Origin of the sequence: Pseudomonas sp. SR18 (genome assembly GCF_023701505.1) — a bacterium.
Classification (GTDB): domain Bacteria; phylum Pseudomonadota; class Gammaproteobacteria; order Pseudomonadales; family Pseudomonadaceae; genus Aquipseudomonas; species Aquipseudomonas cyclaminis.
Window position 1 is genome coordinate 77,309 of sequence record NZ_JAMQAU010000008.1, and the last position, 16,183, is coordinate 93,491.

16 protein-coding genes are annotated in these 16,183 nt (G+C 61.9%); 3 read left to right on the top strand and 13 right to left on the bottom strand.

Features of this window, described 5'->3' with window-relative positions; genetic code table 11:
* Positions 1-45: 45 nt before the first annotated feature.
* The 11 genes from NDJ82_RS13850 to NDJ82_RS13900 all read right to left on the bottom strand — a co-directional run bounded on the left by NDJ82_RS13850 (position 46) and on the right by NDJ82_RS13900 (position 9,672).
* On the bottom strand, positions 46-531 hold the full coding sequence (locus NDJ82_RS13850) for a DUF2878 domain-containing protein (RefSeq protein WP_250925711.1): 486 nt from the start codon (positions 529-531) through the stop codon (positions 46-48).
* A complete protein-coding gene (locus NDJ82_RS13855; protein WP_112193362.1) occupies positions 524-1,795 on the bottom strand; it encodes an SAM-dependent methyltransferase in 1,272 nt (423 codons plus the stop codon). Before NDJ82_RS13855 ends, NDJ82_RS13850 begins: the two co-directional genes overlap by 8 nt.
* Positions 1,782-2,591, bottom strand: a complete 810-nt coding sequence (locus NDJ82_RS13860) for a DUF1365 family protein (protein WP_191947974.1) — start codon at positions 2,589-2,591, stop codon at positions 1,782-1,784. Before NDJ82_RS13860 ends, NDJ82_RS13855 begins: the two co-directional genes overlap by 14 nt.
* The gene (locus NDJ82_RS13865) at positions 2,588-3,835 is read right to left on the bottom strand and encodes an NAD(P)/FAD-dependent oxidoreductase (protein ID WP_099583962.1); all 1,248 of its coding nucleotides are present in this window, start codon (positions 3,833-3,835) and stop codon (positions 2,588-2,590) included. Before NDJ82_RS13865 ends, NDJ82_RS13860 begins: the two co-directional genes overlap by 4 nt.
* Positions 3,832-4,614: an SDR family NAD(P)-dependent oxidoreductase gene (locus NDJ82_RS13870; RefSeq protein WP_099583963.1), complete on the bottom strand. Its 783-nt coding sequence runs from the start codon at positions 4,612-4,614 to the stop codon at positions 3,832-3,834. Before NDJ82_RS13870 ends, NDJ82_RS13865 begins: the two co-directional genes overlap by 4 nt.
* Positions 4,611-5,033 (bottom strand): nuclear transport factor 2 family protein, encoded by a 423-nt coding sequence (locus tag NDJ82_RS13875; RefSeq protein ID WP_250925712.1) that lies wholly within the window; start codon positions 5,031-5,033, stop codon positions 4,611-4,613. The genes NDJ82_RS13870 and NDJ82_RS13875 overlap by 4 nt, the downstream gene beginning before the upstream one ends.
* The gene (gene phrB, locus NDJ82_RS13880) at positions 5,026-6,468 is read right to left on the bottom strand and encodes a deoxyribodipyrimidine photo-lyase (RefSeq protein WP_250925713.1); all 1,443 of its coding nucleotides are present in this window, start codon (positions 6,466-6,468) and stop codon (positions 5,026-5,028) included. Before phrB ends, NDJ82_RS13875 begins: the two co-directional genes overlap by 8 nt.
* Entirely contained in the window at positions 6,469-7,398 is a 930-nt protein-coding gene (locus NDJ82_RS13885) for a MerR family transcriptional regulator (protein WP_250925714.1), read from the bottom strand.
* A 3-nt stretch (positions 7,399-7,401) separates the two neighbouring features.
* Complete coding sequence (locus NDJ82_RS13890; protein ID WP_112193370.1) at positions 7,402-8,361, bottom strand: YbgA family protein; 960 nt, start codon at positions 8,359-8,361, stop codon at positions 7,402-7,404.
* A 112-nt stretch (positions 8,362-8,473) separates the two neighbouring features.
* Positions 8,474-8,689, bottom strand: coding sequence for a TIGR02450 family Trp-rich protein (locus NDJ82_RS13895; protein ID WP_099583968.1), 216 nt, complete (start codon positions 8,687-8,689; stop codon positions 8,474-8,476).
* Entirely contained in the window at positions 8,686-9,672 is a 987-nt protein-coding gene (locus NDJ82_RS13900) for an NAD(P)/FAD-dependent oxidoreductase (protein ID WP_099583969.1), read from the bottom strand. Before NDJ82_RS13900 ends, NDJ82_RS13895 begins: the two co-directional genes overlap by 4 nt.
* Before the next feature lie 212 nt (positions 9,673-9,884).
* Between NDJ82_RS13900 and NDJ82_RS13905 the strand changes: the two genes are divergently transcribed.
* Positions 9,885-10,784 carry a TIGR01777 family oxidoreductase gene (locus tag NDJ82_RS13905; protein WP_112193373.1) on the top strand — a complete coding sequence of 300 codons (900 nt, stop codon included), beginning with the start codon at positions 9,885-9,887 and terminating at the stop codon, positions 10,782-10,784.
* A gap of 14 nt (positions 10,785-10,798) precedes the next feature.
* Entirely contained in the window at positions 10,799-11,824 is a 1,026-nt protein-coding gene (gene hemH / locus NDJ82_RS13910; protein ID WP_112193375.1) for a ferrochelatase, read from the top strand.
* Positions 11,825-11,927: 103 nt separating this feature from the next.
* Here hemH and NDJ82_RS13915 read toward each other — a convergent pair whose 3' ends face one another.
* Together NDJ82_RS13915 and algW are read right to left on the bottom strand one after the other, a co-directional pair.
* Complete coding sequence (locus tag NDJ82_RS13915) at positions 11,928-14,033, bottom strand: TonB-dependent siderophore receptor (RefSeq protein ID WP_250925715.1); 2,106 nt, start codon at positions 14,031-14,033, stop codon at positions 11,928-11,930.
* 112 nt (positions 14,034-14,145) lie between these two features.
* The gene (gene algW, locus NDJ82_RS13920; protein ID WP_099583973.1) at positions 14,146-15,300 is read right to left on the bottom strand and encodes a Do family serine endopeptidase AlgW; all 1,155 of its coding nucleotides are present in this window, start codon (positions 15,298-15,300) and stop codon (positions 14,146-14,148) included.
* 102 nt (positions 15,301-15,402) lie between these two features.
* Between algW and NDJ82_RS13925 the strand changes: the two genes are divergently transcribed.
* The gene (locus NDJ82_RS13925) at positions 15,403-16,161 is read left to right on the top strand and encodes a Nif3-like dinuclear metal center hexameric protein (RefSeq protein ID WP_250925716.1); all 759 of its coding nucleotides are present in this window, start codon (positions 15,403-15,405) and stop codon (positions 16,159-16,161) included.
* Positions 16,162-16,183: the final 22 nt, after the last annotated feature.

Consider the following 16,183-nt stretch of genomic DNA (forward strand, 5'->3'; position numbering starts at 1 on the left):
GCTTCATGCTTTGAGCGGCAAGCTGCAAGAAAAAGCCGACCGGCTTCAGTATTTTGTCGCGGCGCGAGCAAGCAGTGCGAAGAGCACAGCCCACAGCAGTGCCAAGACGAACAGGCTCGGCCACAGGGCGTAACCGAAGCTCACCCCTGCCAGTTGGCTGCCTGCGTAATAGGACATGGGGCCGCCCACGGCGCCCAATAATGCTGCGCGCCAGCGAGGCCGGGTGCTCCAGGCCAGACAATGACGCAGTGTGGTTGCCAGTAGCGCCCACAGCAGCATCAACCAGAACGGGATAAGCGGGCCCGGCTCGGTGAAATGAAACACGCCCACCGTGCGTAACGCCGTATCCAGCAATGTGCCCAGCACCGTCACGCCGAGAATCAGTCTGCCGTCTTCGGCCCATGAACTTATCCACAGCAGATGAATAGCCAGCGCAGCGAGCCCCACGAGTAACCACACGCTGTCGCCGCCCAGCACACAGGCAAACCAGCCGCACTGGAACAGCGCGGCATTGGCCAGGTTTTTAAGCATTGAAGCGCCCGAGCAACGGCGGGTTGATCGCTGCCGGTTTGGCCAGCAGCAATTGCGCGGTGCCGATGGTGCGCTCCATAAAGCCACCTTCGCAGTAACACAGGTAAAACTCCCACAACCGCAGGAAGTATTCGTCGTAGCCCATTTCTGTCAGGCGGCCGTGAGCGCGACGAAAGTTCTCATGCCACAGGCGCAGGGTTCGCGCGTAGTGCAGGCCAAAGTCTTCCATGTGCAGCAGGTTCATATCGGTGTCGCGGCTGACGATTTGCAGCATGTTCTGCACACTGGGCAGGGCGCCGCCCGGAAAAATGTAGCGCTGGATAAAGTCCACGCTGTTCTTGGCCTGCTCAAACCGTTGCTCGCGGATGGTGATGGCCTGCAGCAACATCAGCCCATCGCTCTTGAGCAAGTGCGCGCATTGCTTGAAGTAGGTCGGCAGGAAGCGATGGCCAACGGCTTCGATCATCTCGATGGACACCAGCTTGTCGTACTGGCCGGTGAGGTCGCGATAGTCACTCAGCAGCAGCGTGACCTGGCCTTGCAAGCCGAGGGTTTCGATGCGTTTTTCGGTGTAGGCGAACTGCTCCTTGGACAAGGTCGTGGTGGTGACCTTGCAGCCATAGTGTTGCGCCGCATACAGCGCCATGCTGCCCCAACCGGTGCCGATTTCCAGCAGGTGGTCGGTGGGCTTGAGCGCGAGCTTCTGGCAGATGCGTTCCAGCTTGTTCAGTTGCGCCTGTTCCAGGGTGTCGTCAGGGCTCAGAAATTGCGCCGCCGAATACATCATGGTCGGGTCGAGGAATTCTTCGAACAGGTCGTTGCCCAGGTCGTAGTGGGCGGCGATGTTTTTCTGCGAGCCCTTGCGCGTGTTGCGGTTGAGCCAGTGCAGGCCTTGGGTGAGCGGGCGTGCCAGCCGCGCCAGGCCACCTTCCATGGCGTCGAGCACGTCCAGGTTGCTGACCATCACACGCACCACGGCGGTCAGGTCCGGGCTGCTCCAATACCCGTGTATAAACGCCTCGCCGGCGCCGATGGAGCCGTTGGCCGCCACCAGTCCCCAAACCGCAGGGTCGAGGATCTGGATTTCCCCCAGCAAGTGCGCTTCCCGTGCGCCGAACACTTGCCGTTCGCCGTCCTCGATTACCACCAGTTGGCCGTGGCGCAATTGGCTGAGTTGACGCAGCACGCCCTTGCGCAATAGCGCACTGGTCACACCGTTGACGTTCAGGCGGTTGGCCTTGACCGATAAGCTAGGGGATTTCATGGCGGCGATCCTTGGTATACCCGACGGCTGTACGAGAGGCGCCATCGGCGGCCCGGTGGGAAAAAATCGGTGTGCGCTTAAGAAAAAGGCGCAGCGCCTGCCAGTAAATGGCCAGGCACGTCTTGGCGGTCATCCACGGAAAGCGCCACAAGTAGCGATGCAGGCTGGCGCGATCCAACCCTTCTTTTTGCAGGCTCAAGGTGGCGTCGAACACTTTCAGCTCGCCCTGCCAGTCGGCCATGTGCACGCCGAGCCTGGCGGCGGGCGGGCTGAAGCTCATGCGGTATTCCAGGTCGCGGGGCAAGAACGGCGACACATGGAAGGCCTTGGCCACGGCGAAATGCTGGTGCTCATCAGCGCCCAGGGCTTGGGCCGGCAGCACGTAGTGGTAGCGCTCGCGCCACGGGGTGTTGGTCACTTCACACAGAATCGCGGCCAGTTGTCCGTCGGCCTCGAAGCAATAGAAGAAACTCACCGGATTAAAAGCCAGGCCCCAACTGCGGGCCTGGGTCAGTAGGCAGATAACGCCCTGAGGCGTACGCCCCAGCGCCTTGCCGACTTCCTGGCGCACGGCATCGCTCAAGCTCATGCCGTGGCGCGTGAATTCACGCAGGTAATCCTGCTGACGAAAACCGAAGGGCGCCAGGCGACTGCGCCCCGCCAACGGCGACAGCCCGAGGACTTCGTCTTGTTCGCTCAAGTCCAGGTACAGCAGGCCGATGCGGTAGCGAAAGGCATGGGCCTTGGGCGCAAACCGTCGATGGGCAATCCAGCCGCTGTACAGGGCGCTGTTCACAGGGTTTCCCCAAAGGCCTGGGCCACGCGCAGGGCGCTGACCACGCCGTCTTCGTGGAACCCATTGGCCCAGTAGGCGCCGCAGTAAAAGGTGTTGCGCGCCCCGGCCAGTTCTTCCCAGCGGTTTTGCGCGGCCACCGCCGCCAGGCTGTATTGCGGATGGGCGTAGGTGTAGCGCGCGAGGATCTTCAGCGGGTTGATCATTGGCGTCTGGTTGAGGCTGACGCAAAAGGTGGTGGCGCTGTCGATGCCCTGCAGGATGTTCATGTCATAAGTGACGGCCGCCTGGGTCTGGGTGTTGCCGCTCAGCCGATAATTCCAGCTGGCCCAGGCGAGTTTGCGGTCGGGCAGCAGGCGGGTGTCGGTGTGCAGGACCACGTCGTTGTCGGCGTAGGGCAGGGCACCGAGAATCTCCTGTTCGGCCTGGCTGGGGTCGGCGAGCAATGCCAGTGCCTGGTCGCTGTGGCAGGCGAACACCACCCGATCAAACGCCTCGCTGCCGGCAGGGCTGTGGATAACTACGCCGTCCTCGGTGCGCTCGACATTATGCACAGGGCAATTCAGGCGAATCTGCTCGCGAAAGCGGCGCGTCAACGGTTCGATGTAGCGGCTGGACCCGCCTTCGATCACACACCACTGCGGCCGGTTGTTCACCGACAGCAAGCCGTGGTTCTTGAAGAAGCGCACAAAGAACTGCAACGGAAAGCCCAGCATGTCTGCCAGGGACATCGACCAGATCGCCGCGCCCATCGGCACGATGTAATGCCGCACAAAGCGTTCGCCGTAACCGCCGGCTGCGAGGTAGTCGCCCAAGGTCATCTCGGCGCTGATGCGTTGCTCCTGCAGATCCAGCGGCGCCTGGCGGTTGAAGCGCAGGATGTCGCGCAACATGCCCCAGAAGCCCGGCGACAGGATATTGCGGCGCTGGGCGAACAGGCTGTTGAGGTTATTGCCGTTGTATTCGAACCGGGTGCTTTCGTCGCACACCGAGAAGCTCATCTCGGTGGGTTTGAACGTCACGCCAATCTGCCCCAGCAAGCGGATGAAATTGGGGTAGGTCCAGTCGTTGAACACGATAAAGCCGGTGTCCACCGCGTAGCTTTTGCCGTCGACGCTGACATCGACTGTATGGGTATGCCCGCCGATACGATTGCCCGCTTCAAACACGGTGACCTCGTGACGGCGGCTGAGCAGGTAGGCGCTGGTCAGGCCAGCAATGCCGCTGCCGATAATGGCGATCTTCACTGGTCGTCCTTTTTCGGTGGCGGGCTGCGCAGCATGCGTTTGCCGATGATCAATTGCGCGCGGTTAGGCAGTTTCGACAGCGGCCACAGGGTCGCAATGAACAACGCCGGGAAGGCGATTTCCAGTGGGCGTTTGTCCAGCTTGGCGAAAATGTGCCGAGCCGCCTTGTCGGCAGGCCAGCTCAGGGGCATCGGGAAGTCATTGCGCTCGGTCAGTGGCGTGTCGACAAAGCCAGGGCTGATCACGGTGACGTCGATGTTTTCCGTCGACAGGCTGATGCGCAGGGATTCAAACAGGTAACGCAGCCCGGCCTTGGACGCGCCATAGGCTTCGGCGCGGGGCATCGGCAGGTAGGTCACGGCGCTGGCAACACCCACCAGATGCGGGGTGCGCCCGGCACGCAACAACGGCAGGGCCGCTTCGATGCAATAACTGCTGGCCAGCAAGTTGGTGCGCACCACGTGCTCGATGATCGATGAATCAAACTGCTTGGCGTCGACATACTCACAGGTGCCGGCGTTGAGGATCACGGTGTCGAGCGAACCCCAGGCAGCACCGATATGCTCCCCGATCTCGCGTACCGTCTGGCTGTTGGTCAGGTCACCGGCCACCACCAGCACTTGGCCGGGGTAACGTTGGGCCAGTGCGTCCAGCGGCGCCTGGGTGCGGGAACTCAAGGCCACATGGGCGCCGCTGTCAAGCAACTCCACAGCCAAGGCGGCACCAATCCCACTGCTGGCACCGGTCAGCCAATAACGACGTGGCGACACTGCGTTCATCCCACTCTCCTTTTCAACCAACTGACGATTTTGCCCAGGACGGGAAGGTGTTCGTAGAGCATGGCGCCCGCATCGAAGTAATCGCGGTGGCGGTACACCTTGTCCCGCCACATCAGGTGCGAGCACCCCTCCACCCGGATGACTTGGCCGTTGGCCAGGCGCGGGTGGCAAAAACTCATTTTCCAGCGCAGGTAGCCTTCGCCTTCGGCCACTTGGTCGAAACCGTGGAAGTCGAAGCGCAGTTGGCTGACATTGCTGTACAGCTCGACGAAATAGCTGTGCAGCGCGGTCAGGCCATGGACCTCGTGCAGCGGGTCGGTAAAGGCAATGTCCTTGCTGTATAGGCTGTCGAGCAGGTGCAGGTTGTGCTTGTCCAGCGTGGCGAAGGTCTGGGCGAAGCGTTGCAGGAAGTCACTCATGTTCGGCCACCGACTGCCGCGAAGGCAGGCTGCGAAAGGCGGCCAGGGCGCGCTCGCGGGACTTTTTCAGGTCGACAATCGAGCGCGGATAATCCGCCACGCCAAACAGGCCACCGGCGGCTTCGGGGTTGTGCACTTCCTTTTTATTCAGGGCGGCCAGTTCCGGCAGCCAGTGCTTGATGAATACCCCTTCGCTGTCGAACTTTTCCGACTGGCTCAGGGGGCTGAAGATCCTGAAGTACGGCGCCGAGTCGGTGCCTGTGGACGAACTCCACTGCCAGCCGCCGTTGTTGGCCGCCAGGTCGCCGTCGATCAGGTGGCGCATAAAGAAGCGCTCGCCTTCACGCCAGTCGATCAGCAGGTTCTTGGTCAGGAACATCGCCACCACCATGCGCAGCCGGTTGTGCATCCAGCCGGTTTCCAGCAGTTGGCGCATGGCTGCGTCAATGATCGGCAGGCCCGTGCGAGCTTCCTGCCAGGCCGCCAGATCCTTGGGCGCATCACGCCAAGCCACGGCTTCGGTTTCGGTGCGGAACGCACGGTGGCGCGACACCCGTGGGTAGCCCACCAGGATGTGTTTGTAGAACTCACGCCAGAGCAATTCGTTGATCCAGGTGATGGCGCCGATGTCGCCACTTTCGAATTCGCCCTGGTTGGTCTGCAACGCGGCATGCAGGCACTGGCGCGGCGAGACCACGCCTGCCGCGAGGTAGGCCGATAACTGGCTGGTGCCGGGCTTGGCGGGGAAATCGCGCTCGTCTTTGTAGTAGCTGATCTGCTGGTCGGCGAAGGTGTCAAGGCGGCGCCGGGCTTCGTCTTCACCGGCAGGCCAGAGCGCGCGCAGGGTGTTGCTGGGCGGCTCGAAACCGGCAACGGTGGTCGGGACCGGATCGCTGTTGAAGTCGAGTCTGGCCTGGGCCTTTGGCGTGGGCACCAAGCGTGGCAGGGCGCTGTGCAGCCGTGTGTAGCAGACTTTGCGGAACTGACTGAAGACCTGGAAGTAGGTGCCGGTCTTGGTCAGCACACTGCCCGGTTGGAAGAACAATTGGTCAAGGTAGCTGTGGAACGTCACGCCTTCGGCCTCCAGCGCCTGGGCGACGGCGGCGTCACGGCGGCTTTCGTGAATGCCGTACTCCTCGTTGACGTGCAGCGATTGCACCGACAGCGCCCGGCACAGTTCGCCGAGCACAGCGGGCGCCTGATCCCAAGTGGCCGCCGTGCGGATCAACAGCGGGATGTTCAGCTCGCCCAAGGCCTGGCTCAGGTGCTGCAGGTTGCGTAGCCAGAAGTCGACTTTGCACGGCGCATCATCGTGGGCCAGCCATTGCTCCGGCGTGATCAGGTACACGGCAGCGACCGGGCCACGCTGGCTCGCGGCGGCCAGGGCGGTGTTGTCGTGTAGGCGCAGGTCGGTGCGCAGCCAGATCAAATGCATTTAGATAAGTCCACGCTGGATCAATAACTGGTGAGCCGACAGCACCTCTTCGGCCACGAACAATTCAGGAGTGTCACGGGTTAATACGGCTAACTCAGCCTGGTGGATGCACACCGTTGGTCCGACGAGCAGCGTCGGGCAACTGACGCCCATCAACAGTTTGGTCAGCGCGGGCAAGTGCAGGGCCTTGCTCGAATACAGCAGCACCGCGCGCGGTTGCAGATGCTCCACCGCCAGGGCCAGTTCGCCGGCAGGCAGCGGCCAGTCGAACACTTCCACCGGGCAATCGGCGCTGCTGGCCAGCCAGGCGCTGAGCCACAGGTGCGGCTCCAGTGGCAGGTCGGACTGGTTGACCAGCAACAGCGGCGCACCGTGCAGTTGGCGATTGTTGTGGTAGATACGCGCACCGAACTTGCTGCGCAGCCAGGACAGGAAAAACACCCGTTCCATCTGCGCGCCGAACTGGCCCTGCCAACGCTGCTCCAGCTCCATGATCAGTGGCAGCAGCAGTTGTTCGCACAGGGTGCGCGGCGGGTATAGCGCCATGGCCTGGTTGAAGGCGTCGTCGACCCGGCGCTCGGTCAGTTCGCTGATGGCCTGCACCAGGGTCTGGCGCAGGGTGTGCCATTCATTCTCTGCCGTGTCGGGGCTGGTCTGAGCAGTGTCAATCAGGTGTTTCACCTGGCTGACCGGCACGCCGCGATTGAGCCAGGTGAGAATGGCGTGGATACGTTGCACATGGTCGGCGCTGAACAGCCGATGGCCCTTGGGCGTGCGCTGGGGCACGATCAGGCCATAGCGGCGTTCCCAGGCGCGCAGGGTCACGGCGTTGACACCGGTCTGGCGCGCCACTTCGCGGATCGGTAGCCAGCCGTCTTGCAGGGCTTGGGCGATGTCTTCACCGGGTTCGTCTTGCAGGGCAACTTTCATGGTCTAGATCGCATTGCGCAGGCTGAGGTTTTCCGGGTGCGGTTGCAGGTACGCCTGCTGCGCGATGTAGCGGTCCGGGTGTTGGCGAAAGTGATGTTTGAGCAGGGTCAACGGCACCACCAGTGGCACGATGCCGTGGCGGTATTGGCCGATAACGGTCTGCATTTCCTGCTTGTCGTCGGCGCTGATGACCTGCTTGAGATAGCCACTGATGTGTTGCAGCACATTGGTGTGGGTGCCGCGGGTGGCGCATTTGGTCAGGCCGGTCATCAAGTCGCTGAAGTAACACGCGGCCAGTTCACTGAGGTCGGTGCCTTTGCCCATGCTGCCCAGCAGGTGACCCAGGCTTTTGTAATGGACAGGGCTGTGGGCCATCAGCAGGTATTTGTAGCGCGAGTGAAAAGCCAGCAAGCCGTGACGGGTCAGTCCTTCGGCCTGCAGCTGCTGCCAACTGGCGTAGACGAACACGCGGGTCAGGAAGTTCTCCCGCAGCACCGGGTCATTCAATCGGCCGTCTTCTTCGACCGGCAGGTTGGGGTGGCGCGCGCAAAACGCCCGGGCATAGATGCCGCGCCCGCCGCCGTCGACCGGGGTGCCGTTTTCGCGGTACACCTTGACCCGCTCCAGGCCACAGGACGGCGACTTCTGCATAAAAATGTAACCGCACAGGTCGGTGTGTTCCTGGGCCATCTGCTGGCCGTAGTCGTCCAGCGGTTGGGTCACGTTGAGCTCACGGCGCACCGTGCCCACGGCCTGCGGGTGGGCAGGGTCGCCGACCAGGCGGATCGGTTCGCGGGGGATGCCCAGGCCAATCGCAACTTCGGGGCACAGCGGCACAAAGTCGAAATAGTCGGCGAGGGTCTGGCTGCAGAGCAGGGATTGTTTATGACCGCCGTTGAAGCGCACGTTCTCGCCCAACAGGCAGGCGCTGATAGCGATCTTCGGTTTTGCGCTGCTGGACATTGGCAAACCCCTGATAAATTCCTGTACAAGCTTTAGGCGTTGTACAACTAAATCTCATCATAGGTCTGACGCTGTACAAGTCAAATTATTTGTACAGGTTTTTTCGTGAGGACTATTTCCAGCCGATTTTCCAGGCCTCGGCATTCTGCAACGTCTGCCACGGCAGGCGTTCGGCCCGTTTGGTCATGATCGCCTGCAGCTCGATTTCCAGCACGGTGCCTTCTTCGTCCCGGAACAATTCGGTGACCAGAAAGTGTTTTTCCTTGTGGCGGGGATGGGCTGCTGTCCACTTCGACAGCAGCAGTTTGGCGGGGTTGAGACGGTTCATTGCAGGTGCTCGATCAATCGTCGCGCGGCTTCCTGGCCACTGAGCCAGGCACCTTCGACCCGACCGGACAGGCACCAGTCGCCACACACGTACAGGCCCAGGTCGGCATCGGCCAGCACACCGAATTCGTGACTGCTGGACGGGCGCGCATAAAGCCAGCGGTGCGCCAGGCTGAAGGACGGCGCAGGCATGGCGCTGTGCAGCAATTCGGCGAAGGCGCCGTGCAGGTGTTCGATCACGGCTTCCTTGGGCAAGTCCAGATGGGCTTTGCTCCACGCGCTGGTGGCATGCAGCACCCAGGTATCGAGGGTGGTGTCGCGCCCAGGTTTGCTGCGGTTGCGCGCCAGCCAGTCGAGGGGACTGTCTTGTACGAAACAGCCTTCCATCGGTGTATCCAGTGGCTTGTCGAAGGCCAGGGCGACAGCCCACGTGGGGTCCATTTTCACCCCCGCGGCGGCGCTGGCCAGCTTGGGCGCAGCAGCCAGCAGGGCGGTGGCTTGGGGCGCTGGCGTGGCGATGACCACATGGCTGAATGGGCCATGGCTGCCGCCGTCCGCGTCGAGCAGGTTCCAGTGCTGAGTGCCTTGGAACACCTCGGTAATGCGGCAACCGAATTCCACCGGCAAGTCATCGAGCAGGGCGCGGGTGATGGCGCTCATGCGCGGTGAGCCGACCCAGCGGATCTGCTCGTCGGGGGAGGGCGTGAGCTGGCCGGATTTGAAGTTGTACAACTGCGGTTTCCATTGCTCGGCCCAGCCGTTGCTTTGCCAGCGTTGCACTTCGTTGACGAAGCGTCGGTCGCGGGCGGTGAAGTACTGGGCGCCCATGTCCAGCGCGCCGGCATCGCTGCGCTTGCTGGACATGCGGCCACCGCTGCCGCGGCTCTTGTCGAAAAGTTTTACAGCGTGCCCGGCGTCTCGTAACGCTTGGGCGGCGGAGAGACCGGCGATGCCGGTACCGATGATCGCGATGGGGACAGTCATGGGAGGCCTCGTTTTACCGTTGGGTACAGACTACGCCGACACCAATAGCTGTACAATATTGTTTTTTGGTATAAGTTTTGGCGTACCTGAACGTCTGGCGTGACCTATGGTTAAAGCTGAGGCTTAAACAACAGCCACGCCCGATTACAAATTGATCCCTGCTTATAAAATAGACCAGTGATCGGCGGCGAACGTTACATGAGGAGGATCCCATGCATATTTTGCTGACCGGCGGTACCGGCTTGATCGGCCGCCAACTCTGCCAACACTGGCTCGCCCAAGGCCATCGCCTGACCGTGTGGAGCCGCCATCCTGAAGAGGTTGCCGCCCTGTGTGGCGCGCAGGTGCTGGGCGTTGCGCGCCTGGAAGAGGTGATCGGCGCCGTGGACGCGGTGGTCAATCTCGCCGGCGCCGCCATCGCCGACCGCCCCTGGACTCACAAACGCAAGGCGCTGTTGTGGAGCAGCCGCATCGGCCTTACCGAAACCCTGCTGGCGTGGCTCGAAGGCCAGGCGCAGAAACCGGCAGTGTTGATTTCCGGCTCGGCGGTGGGCTGGTACGGCGACGGCGGTGAGCGCGAACTGACCGAGGCCAGCGGCCCGGTGCAGGACGACTTCCCCAGCCAGCTGTGTATCGCCTGGGAAGAAACCGCCCAGCGCGCAGAAGCCCTGGGCATCCGTGTGGTGCTGGTGCGGACCGGCCTGGTGCTGGCGGCCGAGGGCGGCTTTTTGTCGCGGCTGCTGCTGCCGTTCAAACTGGCGCTGGGCGGGCCGATCGGCAATGGTCGGCAGTGGATGCCCTGGGTGCATATCAAGGATCAAATCGCCCTGATTGATTTTCTTCTACACAAGGATGACGCCAGCGGTCCGTATAATGCCTGCGCGCCACACCCGGTGCGTAACCGCGAGTTCGCCAAGACCCTGGGCCAGGTGCTGCACCGCCCGGCGTTCATGCCGATGCCGGCCTTTGCGCTGAAAGTCGGCTTGGGCGAGTTGTCGGGGCTGTTACTGGGCGGGCAGAAGGCGATCCCCGAACGCTTGATGGCCGCCGGTTTCATTTTCCAGTTCACTGAGTTGCATGCGGCTCTGGACGACTTGTCCAGCCGCCTCTAGAGATAGGATGTTGCATGACGGATCACGCGTTGTTACTGGTCAACCTGGGTTCACCGGCGTCCACTTCGGTGGCCGATGTGCGCAGCTACCTCAACCAGTTTTTGATGGACCCTTATGTGATCGACCTGCCATGGCCGGTGCGGCGCTTGCTGGTGTCGCTGATCCTGATCAAGCGCCCCGAGCAGTCAGCCCATGCCTATGCGTCGATCTGGTGGGATGAAGGCTCGCCGCTGGTGGTGCTCAGTCGCCGCCTGCAACAGCAGATGACCGCGCAGTGGACCCAAGGCCCCGTAGAGCTGGCCATGCGTTACGGCGAGCCGTCCCTGGAAACGACCCTCACCCGGCTGGCCGCCCAAGGCATTCAGAAGGTCACTCTGGCGCCTTTGTACCCGCAGTTCGCCGACAGCACTGTGACCACGGTGATCGAAGAGGCCCGGCGCGTGGTGAAAGACAGGAAACTGAATGTACAGTTCTCGATCCTGCAGCCGTTCTACGATCAGCCCGAATACCTCGATGCCCTGGCGGCGAGCGCACAGCGTTATATCGAGCAGGATTACGACCACTTGCTGCTGAGCTTTCATGGTTTGCCCGAGCGCCATCTGACTAAGCTCGACCCGACCGGCCAGCATTGCTTCAAGGATGCCGACTGCTGCAAGAACGCCTCGCCGCAAGTGCTTGCCACATGCTATCGCGCGCAGTGCTTCAGTGTTGCTCGCGATGTGGCCGAGCGCCTGGGCTTGCCGGATGGCAAATGGTCGGTGGCGTTTCAATCGCGCCTGGGACGTGCGAAGTGGATCGAACCCTACACCGAAGCGCGCTTGGAGGCGCTGGCTCAACAAGGCGTGAAAAAGCTGCTGGTGATGTGCCCGGCGTTTGTGGCCGATTGCATCGAGACCCTGGAAGAGATTGGCGATCGCGGCCTGGAGCAGTTCCGCGAGGCCGGAGGCGAGGAATTGGTATTGGTACCGTGCTTGAATGATGATCCGCAGTGGGCGGCGGCGCTCAATACGCTGTGTGAAAGAGCGCCTCTTTCACTGTAATTGAACCTGGCGCAGATCCAAATGTGGGAAGGGGCTTGATCCCGCTACACGTAATTCGTAGCAGCTATCGGGAGCACGCCCCCTCCCACATGTTTGATTTGTGTTAGAGATTGAGGGTCAGGCTGACCGTGAAGTTGCGCGGTTCGCCGGGGTTGACCCAGTAATTGCTGTAGGACCGCTCATAGTATTTTTCATCAAACAGGTTGTTCAGGTTCAGGCCCACCGTCACGTTCTCGGTCGCCTTGTAATGCGCGAGCAAATCTACGGTGTGGTAGGCCGGCAGTTCAAAGCTGCCGCCTGCTTCACCTGAGCGGTCTCCCACATAGGTAAACGCTGCGCCCAGGTCTGAGCCGCGCAACGCGCCATCCTGGAATTCATACACCCCCAACAGACTGCCGCTGCGCTTGGCCACGCCGAGAATGCGGCTGCCGGCCGCAATGGCCTTGTCACCTTTGGTCACTTCGGCGTCGATGTAGGCGAAGGCGCCGATCACCCGTATCGCGTCGGTCAGTTGCCCGGTCAGTTGCAAGTCAACGCCCTGGCTGCGCGCCTTGCCCATGGCGCGGTTGGTGTTGGTGGCCGGGTCCAGGGCCAGCACGTTTTCCTTTTCGATATGGAACGCGGCGACGGTGGTGCTGAGGCGGTCGTCGAACAGCTCGCTCTTGATCCCCACTTCATAACCCACGCCTTCTTCGGGCTTGAAGGTGTTGCCCGTGGCGTCCAGGCCGCTGTTGGGTTTGAACGAGGTCGAAGCGTTGGCGAACACGCCGACTTCGGGCGTGAGTTGATAAAGCAGGCCGGCGCGCTGGGTGAGGGCGTCGTGGGTTTGCCGGCTCGGCGGGGCGTTGCGGGTGAAGTCGTCGACGGTTTGCTCGAAATGCTCGAAGCGTGCGCCGACCATGCCGCGCAGGCGGTCGGTAAAGACGATCTGGTCTTGCAGGTTCAGGGCGTGGCTTTTGGTCTGCTCGAAAAAGTCGGTGCCGGAACGTACGCCATTGGGTTTGGCTTGGCCGTAGACCGGGTTGTAGATGTCGATCGCGTATGAGCTACCCGGGCTGCCGGCGATGGCGGTCACGCGTTCCTTCTTGCGGTAGTCCTCGTATTCGGTGCCCACCAGCAGTTCATGCTGCCAGCTGCCGACGTCGAACAAACCGCGCAGCTCCAATTGGGTGATGCTGTCGTGCCAGCCCATGGAGCGTTCGCGGTAGCGGCGGTTGAGGGTATGGCCGTCGGCGCTGAGTGGCCGATTTTCCGAGGCATCGCCCCATAGGCTGCCTTGTTTGTAATGGCTGGCCAGGCGCAGTTTCCAGGCGTCGTTGAGGTGATGTTCGAGGGTCGCCTGGATGCGGTTGTTGTGGTTGTCGATGTCGCCGTCGTTGGGCTCGCCGAGGAAGGTGGAGCGCGACAGACCGGGCGCATCGACGATGCCACGGTCGAACGTGGAGCTGTGGCGCACGAATTCGCTTTCCACCAGCAGGCTGGTGTCCGGGTCCAGTTGCCAACTGAACGAGGGCGCAACCAAAACGCGCTTGCTCTGCACGTGATCGCGAAAGCTGTGGTTGTCCTCTACTGCCAGGTTGACCCGCGAGAGCACGTGGCCTTCGTTGTCCAGCGGCGTGTTGACGTCGATGGCGGTGCGGTAACGGTCCCAACTGCCGGCGCTGGTTTGCAGGGTGGTGAAGGCGTCTGGCTGAGGTTTTTTGGTGACGATATTCACGGTGCCGCCTGGGTCGCCGCGCCCGTACAAACTGGCCGCAGGGCCTTTGAGTACTTCAATGCGTTCGATATTGGCCGCATCCGGTGTGCTCGGGTAACCACGGTTGGCGCTGAAACCGTCCTGGTAGAACTCCGAGGTGGTGAAACCACGCACGCTGTATTCGTAGAGGGTCAGGCCACCAAAGTTGTTTTGCTTGGACACGCCGCCCGCAAATTCCAGGGCGCGTTCCACATTGGTGCTGCCCAGATCCTTGAGCACCGTGGCGGGAATCACGCTGATGGATTGTGGGATATCGCGCAGGGCTGTGTCGGTTTTAGTCGCGCTGGCCGAACGAGTGGCGCGATAGCCCTTCACCGGGCCGGTGGCGGATTCATAGGCGTCGGTAGTGACGCTGATGGTATCGAGTTCGACGGTGGTGTCTTCGGCAAAGGCGGGGTCGAGCAGCAAACCCAAGGCCAGGCCAGCCAAGGGGGCAATTCTTCGAGACGGCATGATAGAGCGTTCCAATAGCGATATTGAAACAATATAACATGACCAATGAGAATGAATCGCTGTGAAACATTAATTTACAGGTGCCCGCTAAGGGGCACCTGGACGAGGCGGCTTATTCTTCTTCTTTTACCGGAGCCGGCGGCGGGCGCAGGCCGATTTCCGCCGACAACTTGATCTCTTTACCGTTGCGCATCACGAGGATCGCCACCTTATCGGTCGGTTTGATCCGCGCCACCTGGTTCATCGACTTGCGACCATCGCCGGCCGGTTCGCCGTTGATGCTCAGGATCACGTCACCCAATTGCAGGCCGGCTTTCTGCGCCGGTCCGTCGCGGAAGATCCCGGCGACTACGATGCCTGGGCGCCCGGTCAGGCCAAACGACTCGGCCAGTTCCTTGGTCAGCGGTTGTACTTCGATCCCCAGCCAGCCGCGAATAACCTGGCCGTGCTCGATGATCGACTTCATCACTTCCATCGCCAGCTTCACCGGGATCGCAAAACCGATGCCCTGGGAGCCGCCGGACTTGGAAAAAATCGCGGTGTTAATACCGGTCAGGTTGCCATTGGCATCCACCAGCGCGCCGCCGGAGTTGCCGGGGTTGATCGCCGCGTCGGTCTGGATGAAGTCTTCGTAGCTGTTGAGGCCCAACTGGTTACGGCCGGTGGCGCTGATGATGCCCATGGTCACCGTCTGGCCCACCCCGAACGGGTTGCCGATGGCCAGCGCCACATCACCCACCCGCAAGCCATCGGAACGGCCGAGGGTGATGGAAGGCAGGTTTTTCAAATCGATCTTCAACACCGCCAGGTCCGTTTCCGGGTCGCTGCCCACCACGCGGGCCAGGGTTTCGCGGCCATCACGCAGGGCCACCACAATTTGGTCGGCGCCGGTGGTCACGTGGTTGTTGGTGAGGATGTAGCCTTCGGGGCTCATGATCACCCCGGAACCCAGGCTGGATTCCATGCGCCGCTGCTTGGGCCCGTTGTCACCGAAATAGCGGCGGAACTGCGGGTCCTCAAACAGTGGATGCGCCGGCTTGTTGATGACCTTGGTGGTGTACAGGTTGACCACCGCCGGAGCGGCAATGACCACTGCGTCGGCGTACGTCACCGGGCCTTGCACCACCGCGCTGGTCTGCGGCGCCTGTTGCAGGTTGACATCAAGGCTGGGTAAGCCCACCCACTGGGGATAACGCTGAATAATCAGCATCGCGATCAGCACGCCAGCCAGCAATGGCCATCCAAAAAAACGCAGTGCCTTGAGCATCAAGTAAGTCCTGACAGGTTGCAGGGGGCGGGAGAGCGCCCATAATGTCGCGCATTATACGAGGCTGCGAGCGCCTCGGAACGGGATATTTAGGAGTCTTTTATGGCCGTCCCCCTTACCACCCTCGTCGAGGAAGCAGACCGCTACCTCGGCAGTGCAAAAATCGCCGACTACTGCCCCAATGGCCTGCAAGTCGAAGGTCGGCCGCAGGTGATGCGCATCGTCAGCGGCGTGACCGCAAGCCAAGCCCTGCTGGACGCAGCCGTTGAAGCCCAGGCCGATTTGATCCTGGTGCACCACGGCTATTTCTGGAAAGGCGAGAACCCCTGCATCACCGGCATGAAGCAGCGCCGCCTGAAAACCCTGCTCAAGCACGACATCAGTTTGCTGGCCTATCACCTGCCGCTGGACCTGCACCCCGACGTCGGCAACAACGTGCAGCTTGCCAAGCAGTTGGACATCACCGTCGAAGGCCCTCTCGACCCGACCAACCCCAAGATCGTCGGCCTGGTCGGCTCCCTCGCCGAACCCCTGTCGCCCCGCGACTTTGCCCGCCGCGTGCAGGACGTCATGGGCCGCGAACCGCTGCTGATCGAAGGCAGCGAAATGATCCGCCGCGTCGGCTGGTGCACCGGCGGTGGCCAAGGCTACATCGACCATGGGGTTGCCGCCGGCGTCGACCTGTTCCTCAGCGGCGAAGCCTCCGAGCAAACCTTCCACAGCGCGCGGGAAAACGACATCAGCTTCATCGCCGCCGGCCACCACGCCACCGAGCGCTATGGCGTACAGGCACTGGGCGATTACCTGGCGCGGCGTTTTGCGCTCGAACATCTGTTCATCGACTGCCCCAACCCAATCTGAATGTGGGAGGCGGTTTGACGGC

What these genes read in the sequence shown, in the direction of transcription:
- NDJ82_RS13885 (WP_250925714.1), bottom strand. Translation starts at nt 7,398, where the DNA reads ATGAAAGTTGCCCTGCAAGACGAACCCGGTGAAGACATCGCCCAAGCC.
- NDJ82_RS13900 (WP_099583969.1), bottom strand. Translation starts at nt 9,672, where the DNA reads ATGACTGTCCCCATCGCGATCATCGGTACCGGCATCGCCGGTCTCTCC.
- NDJ82_RS13870 (WP_099583963.1), bottom strand. Translation starts at nt 4,614, where the DNA reads ATGAACGCAGTGTCGCCACGTCGTTATTGGCTGACCGGTGCCAGCAGT.
- NDJ82_RS13925 (WP_250925716.1), top strand. Translation starts at nt 15,403, where the DNA reads ATGGCCGTCCCCCTTACCACCCTCGTCGAGGAAGCAGACCGCTACCTC.
- NDJ82_RS13855 (WP_112193362.1), bottom strand. Translation starts at nt 1,795, where the DNA reads ATGAAATCCCCTAGCTTATCGGTCAAGGCCAACCGCCTGAACGTCAAC.
- phrB (WP_250925713.1), bottom strand. Translation starts at nt 6,468, where the DNA reads ATGCATTTGATCTGGCTGCGCACCGACCTGCGCCTACACGACAACACC.
- NDJ82_RS13895 (WP_099583968.1), bottom strand. Translation starts at nt 8,689, where the DNA reads ATGAACCGTCTCAACCCCGCCAAACTGCTGCTGTCGAAGTGGACAGCA.
- NDJ82_RS13915 (WP_250925715.1), bottom strand. Translation starts at nt 14,033, where the DNA reads ATGCCGTCTCGAAGAATTGCCCCCTTGGCTGGCCTGGCCTTGGGTTTG.
- NDJ82_RS13875 (WP_250925712.1), bottom strand. Translation starts at nt 5,033, where the DNA reads ATGAGTGACTTCCTGCAACGCTTCGCCCAGACCTTCGCCACGCTGGAC.
- NDJ82_RS13850 (WP_250925711.1), bottom strand. Translation starts at nt 531, where the DNA reads ATGCTTAAAAACCTGGCCAATGCCGCGCTGTTCCAGTGCGGCTGGTTT.
- hemH (WP_112193375.1), top strand. Translation starts at nt 10,799, where the DNA reads ATGACGGATCACGCGTTGTTACTGGTCAACCTGGGTTCACCGGCGTCC.
- NDJ82_RS13905 (WP_112193373.1), top strand. Translation starts at nt 9,885, where the DNA reads ATGCATATTTTGCTGACCGGCGGTACCGGCTTGATCGGCCGCCAACTC.
- algW (WP_099583973.1), bottom strand. Translation starts at nt 15,300, where the DNA reads ATGCTCAAGGCACTGCGTTTTTTTGGATGGCCATTGCTGGCTGGCGTG.
- NDJ82_RS13890 (WP_112193370.1), bottom strand. Translation starts at nt 8,361, where the DNA reads ATGTCCAGCAGCGCAAAACCGAAGATCGCTATCAGCGCCTGCCTGTTG.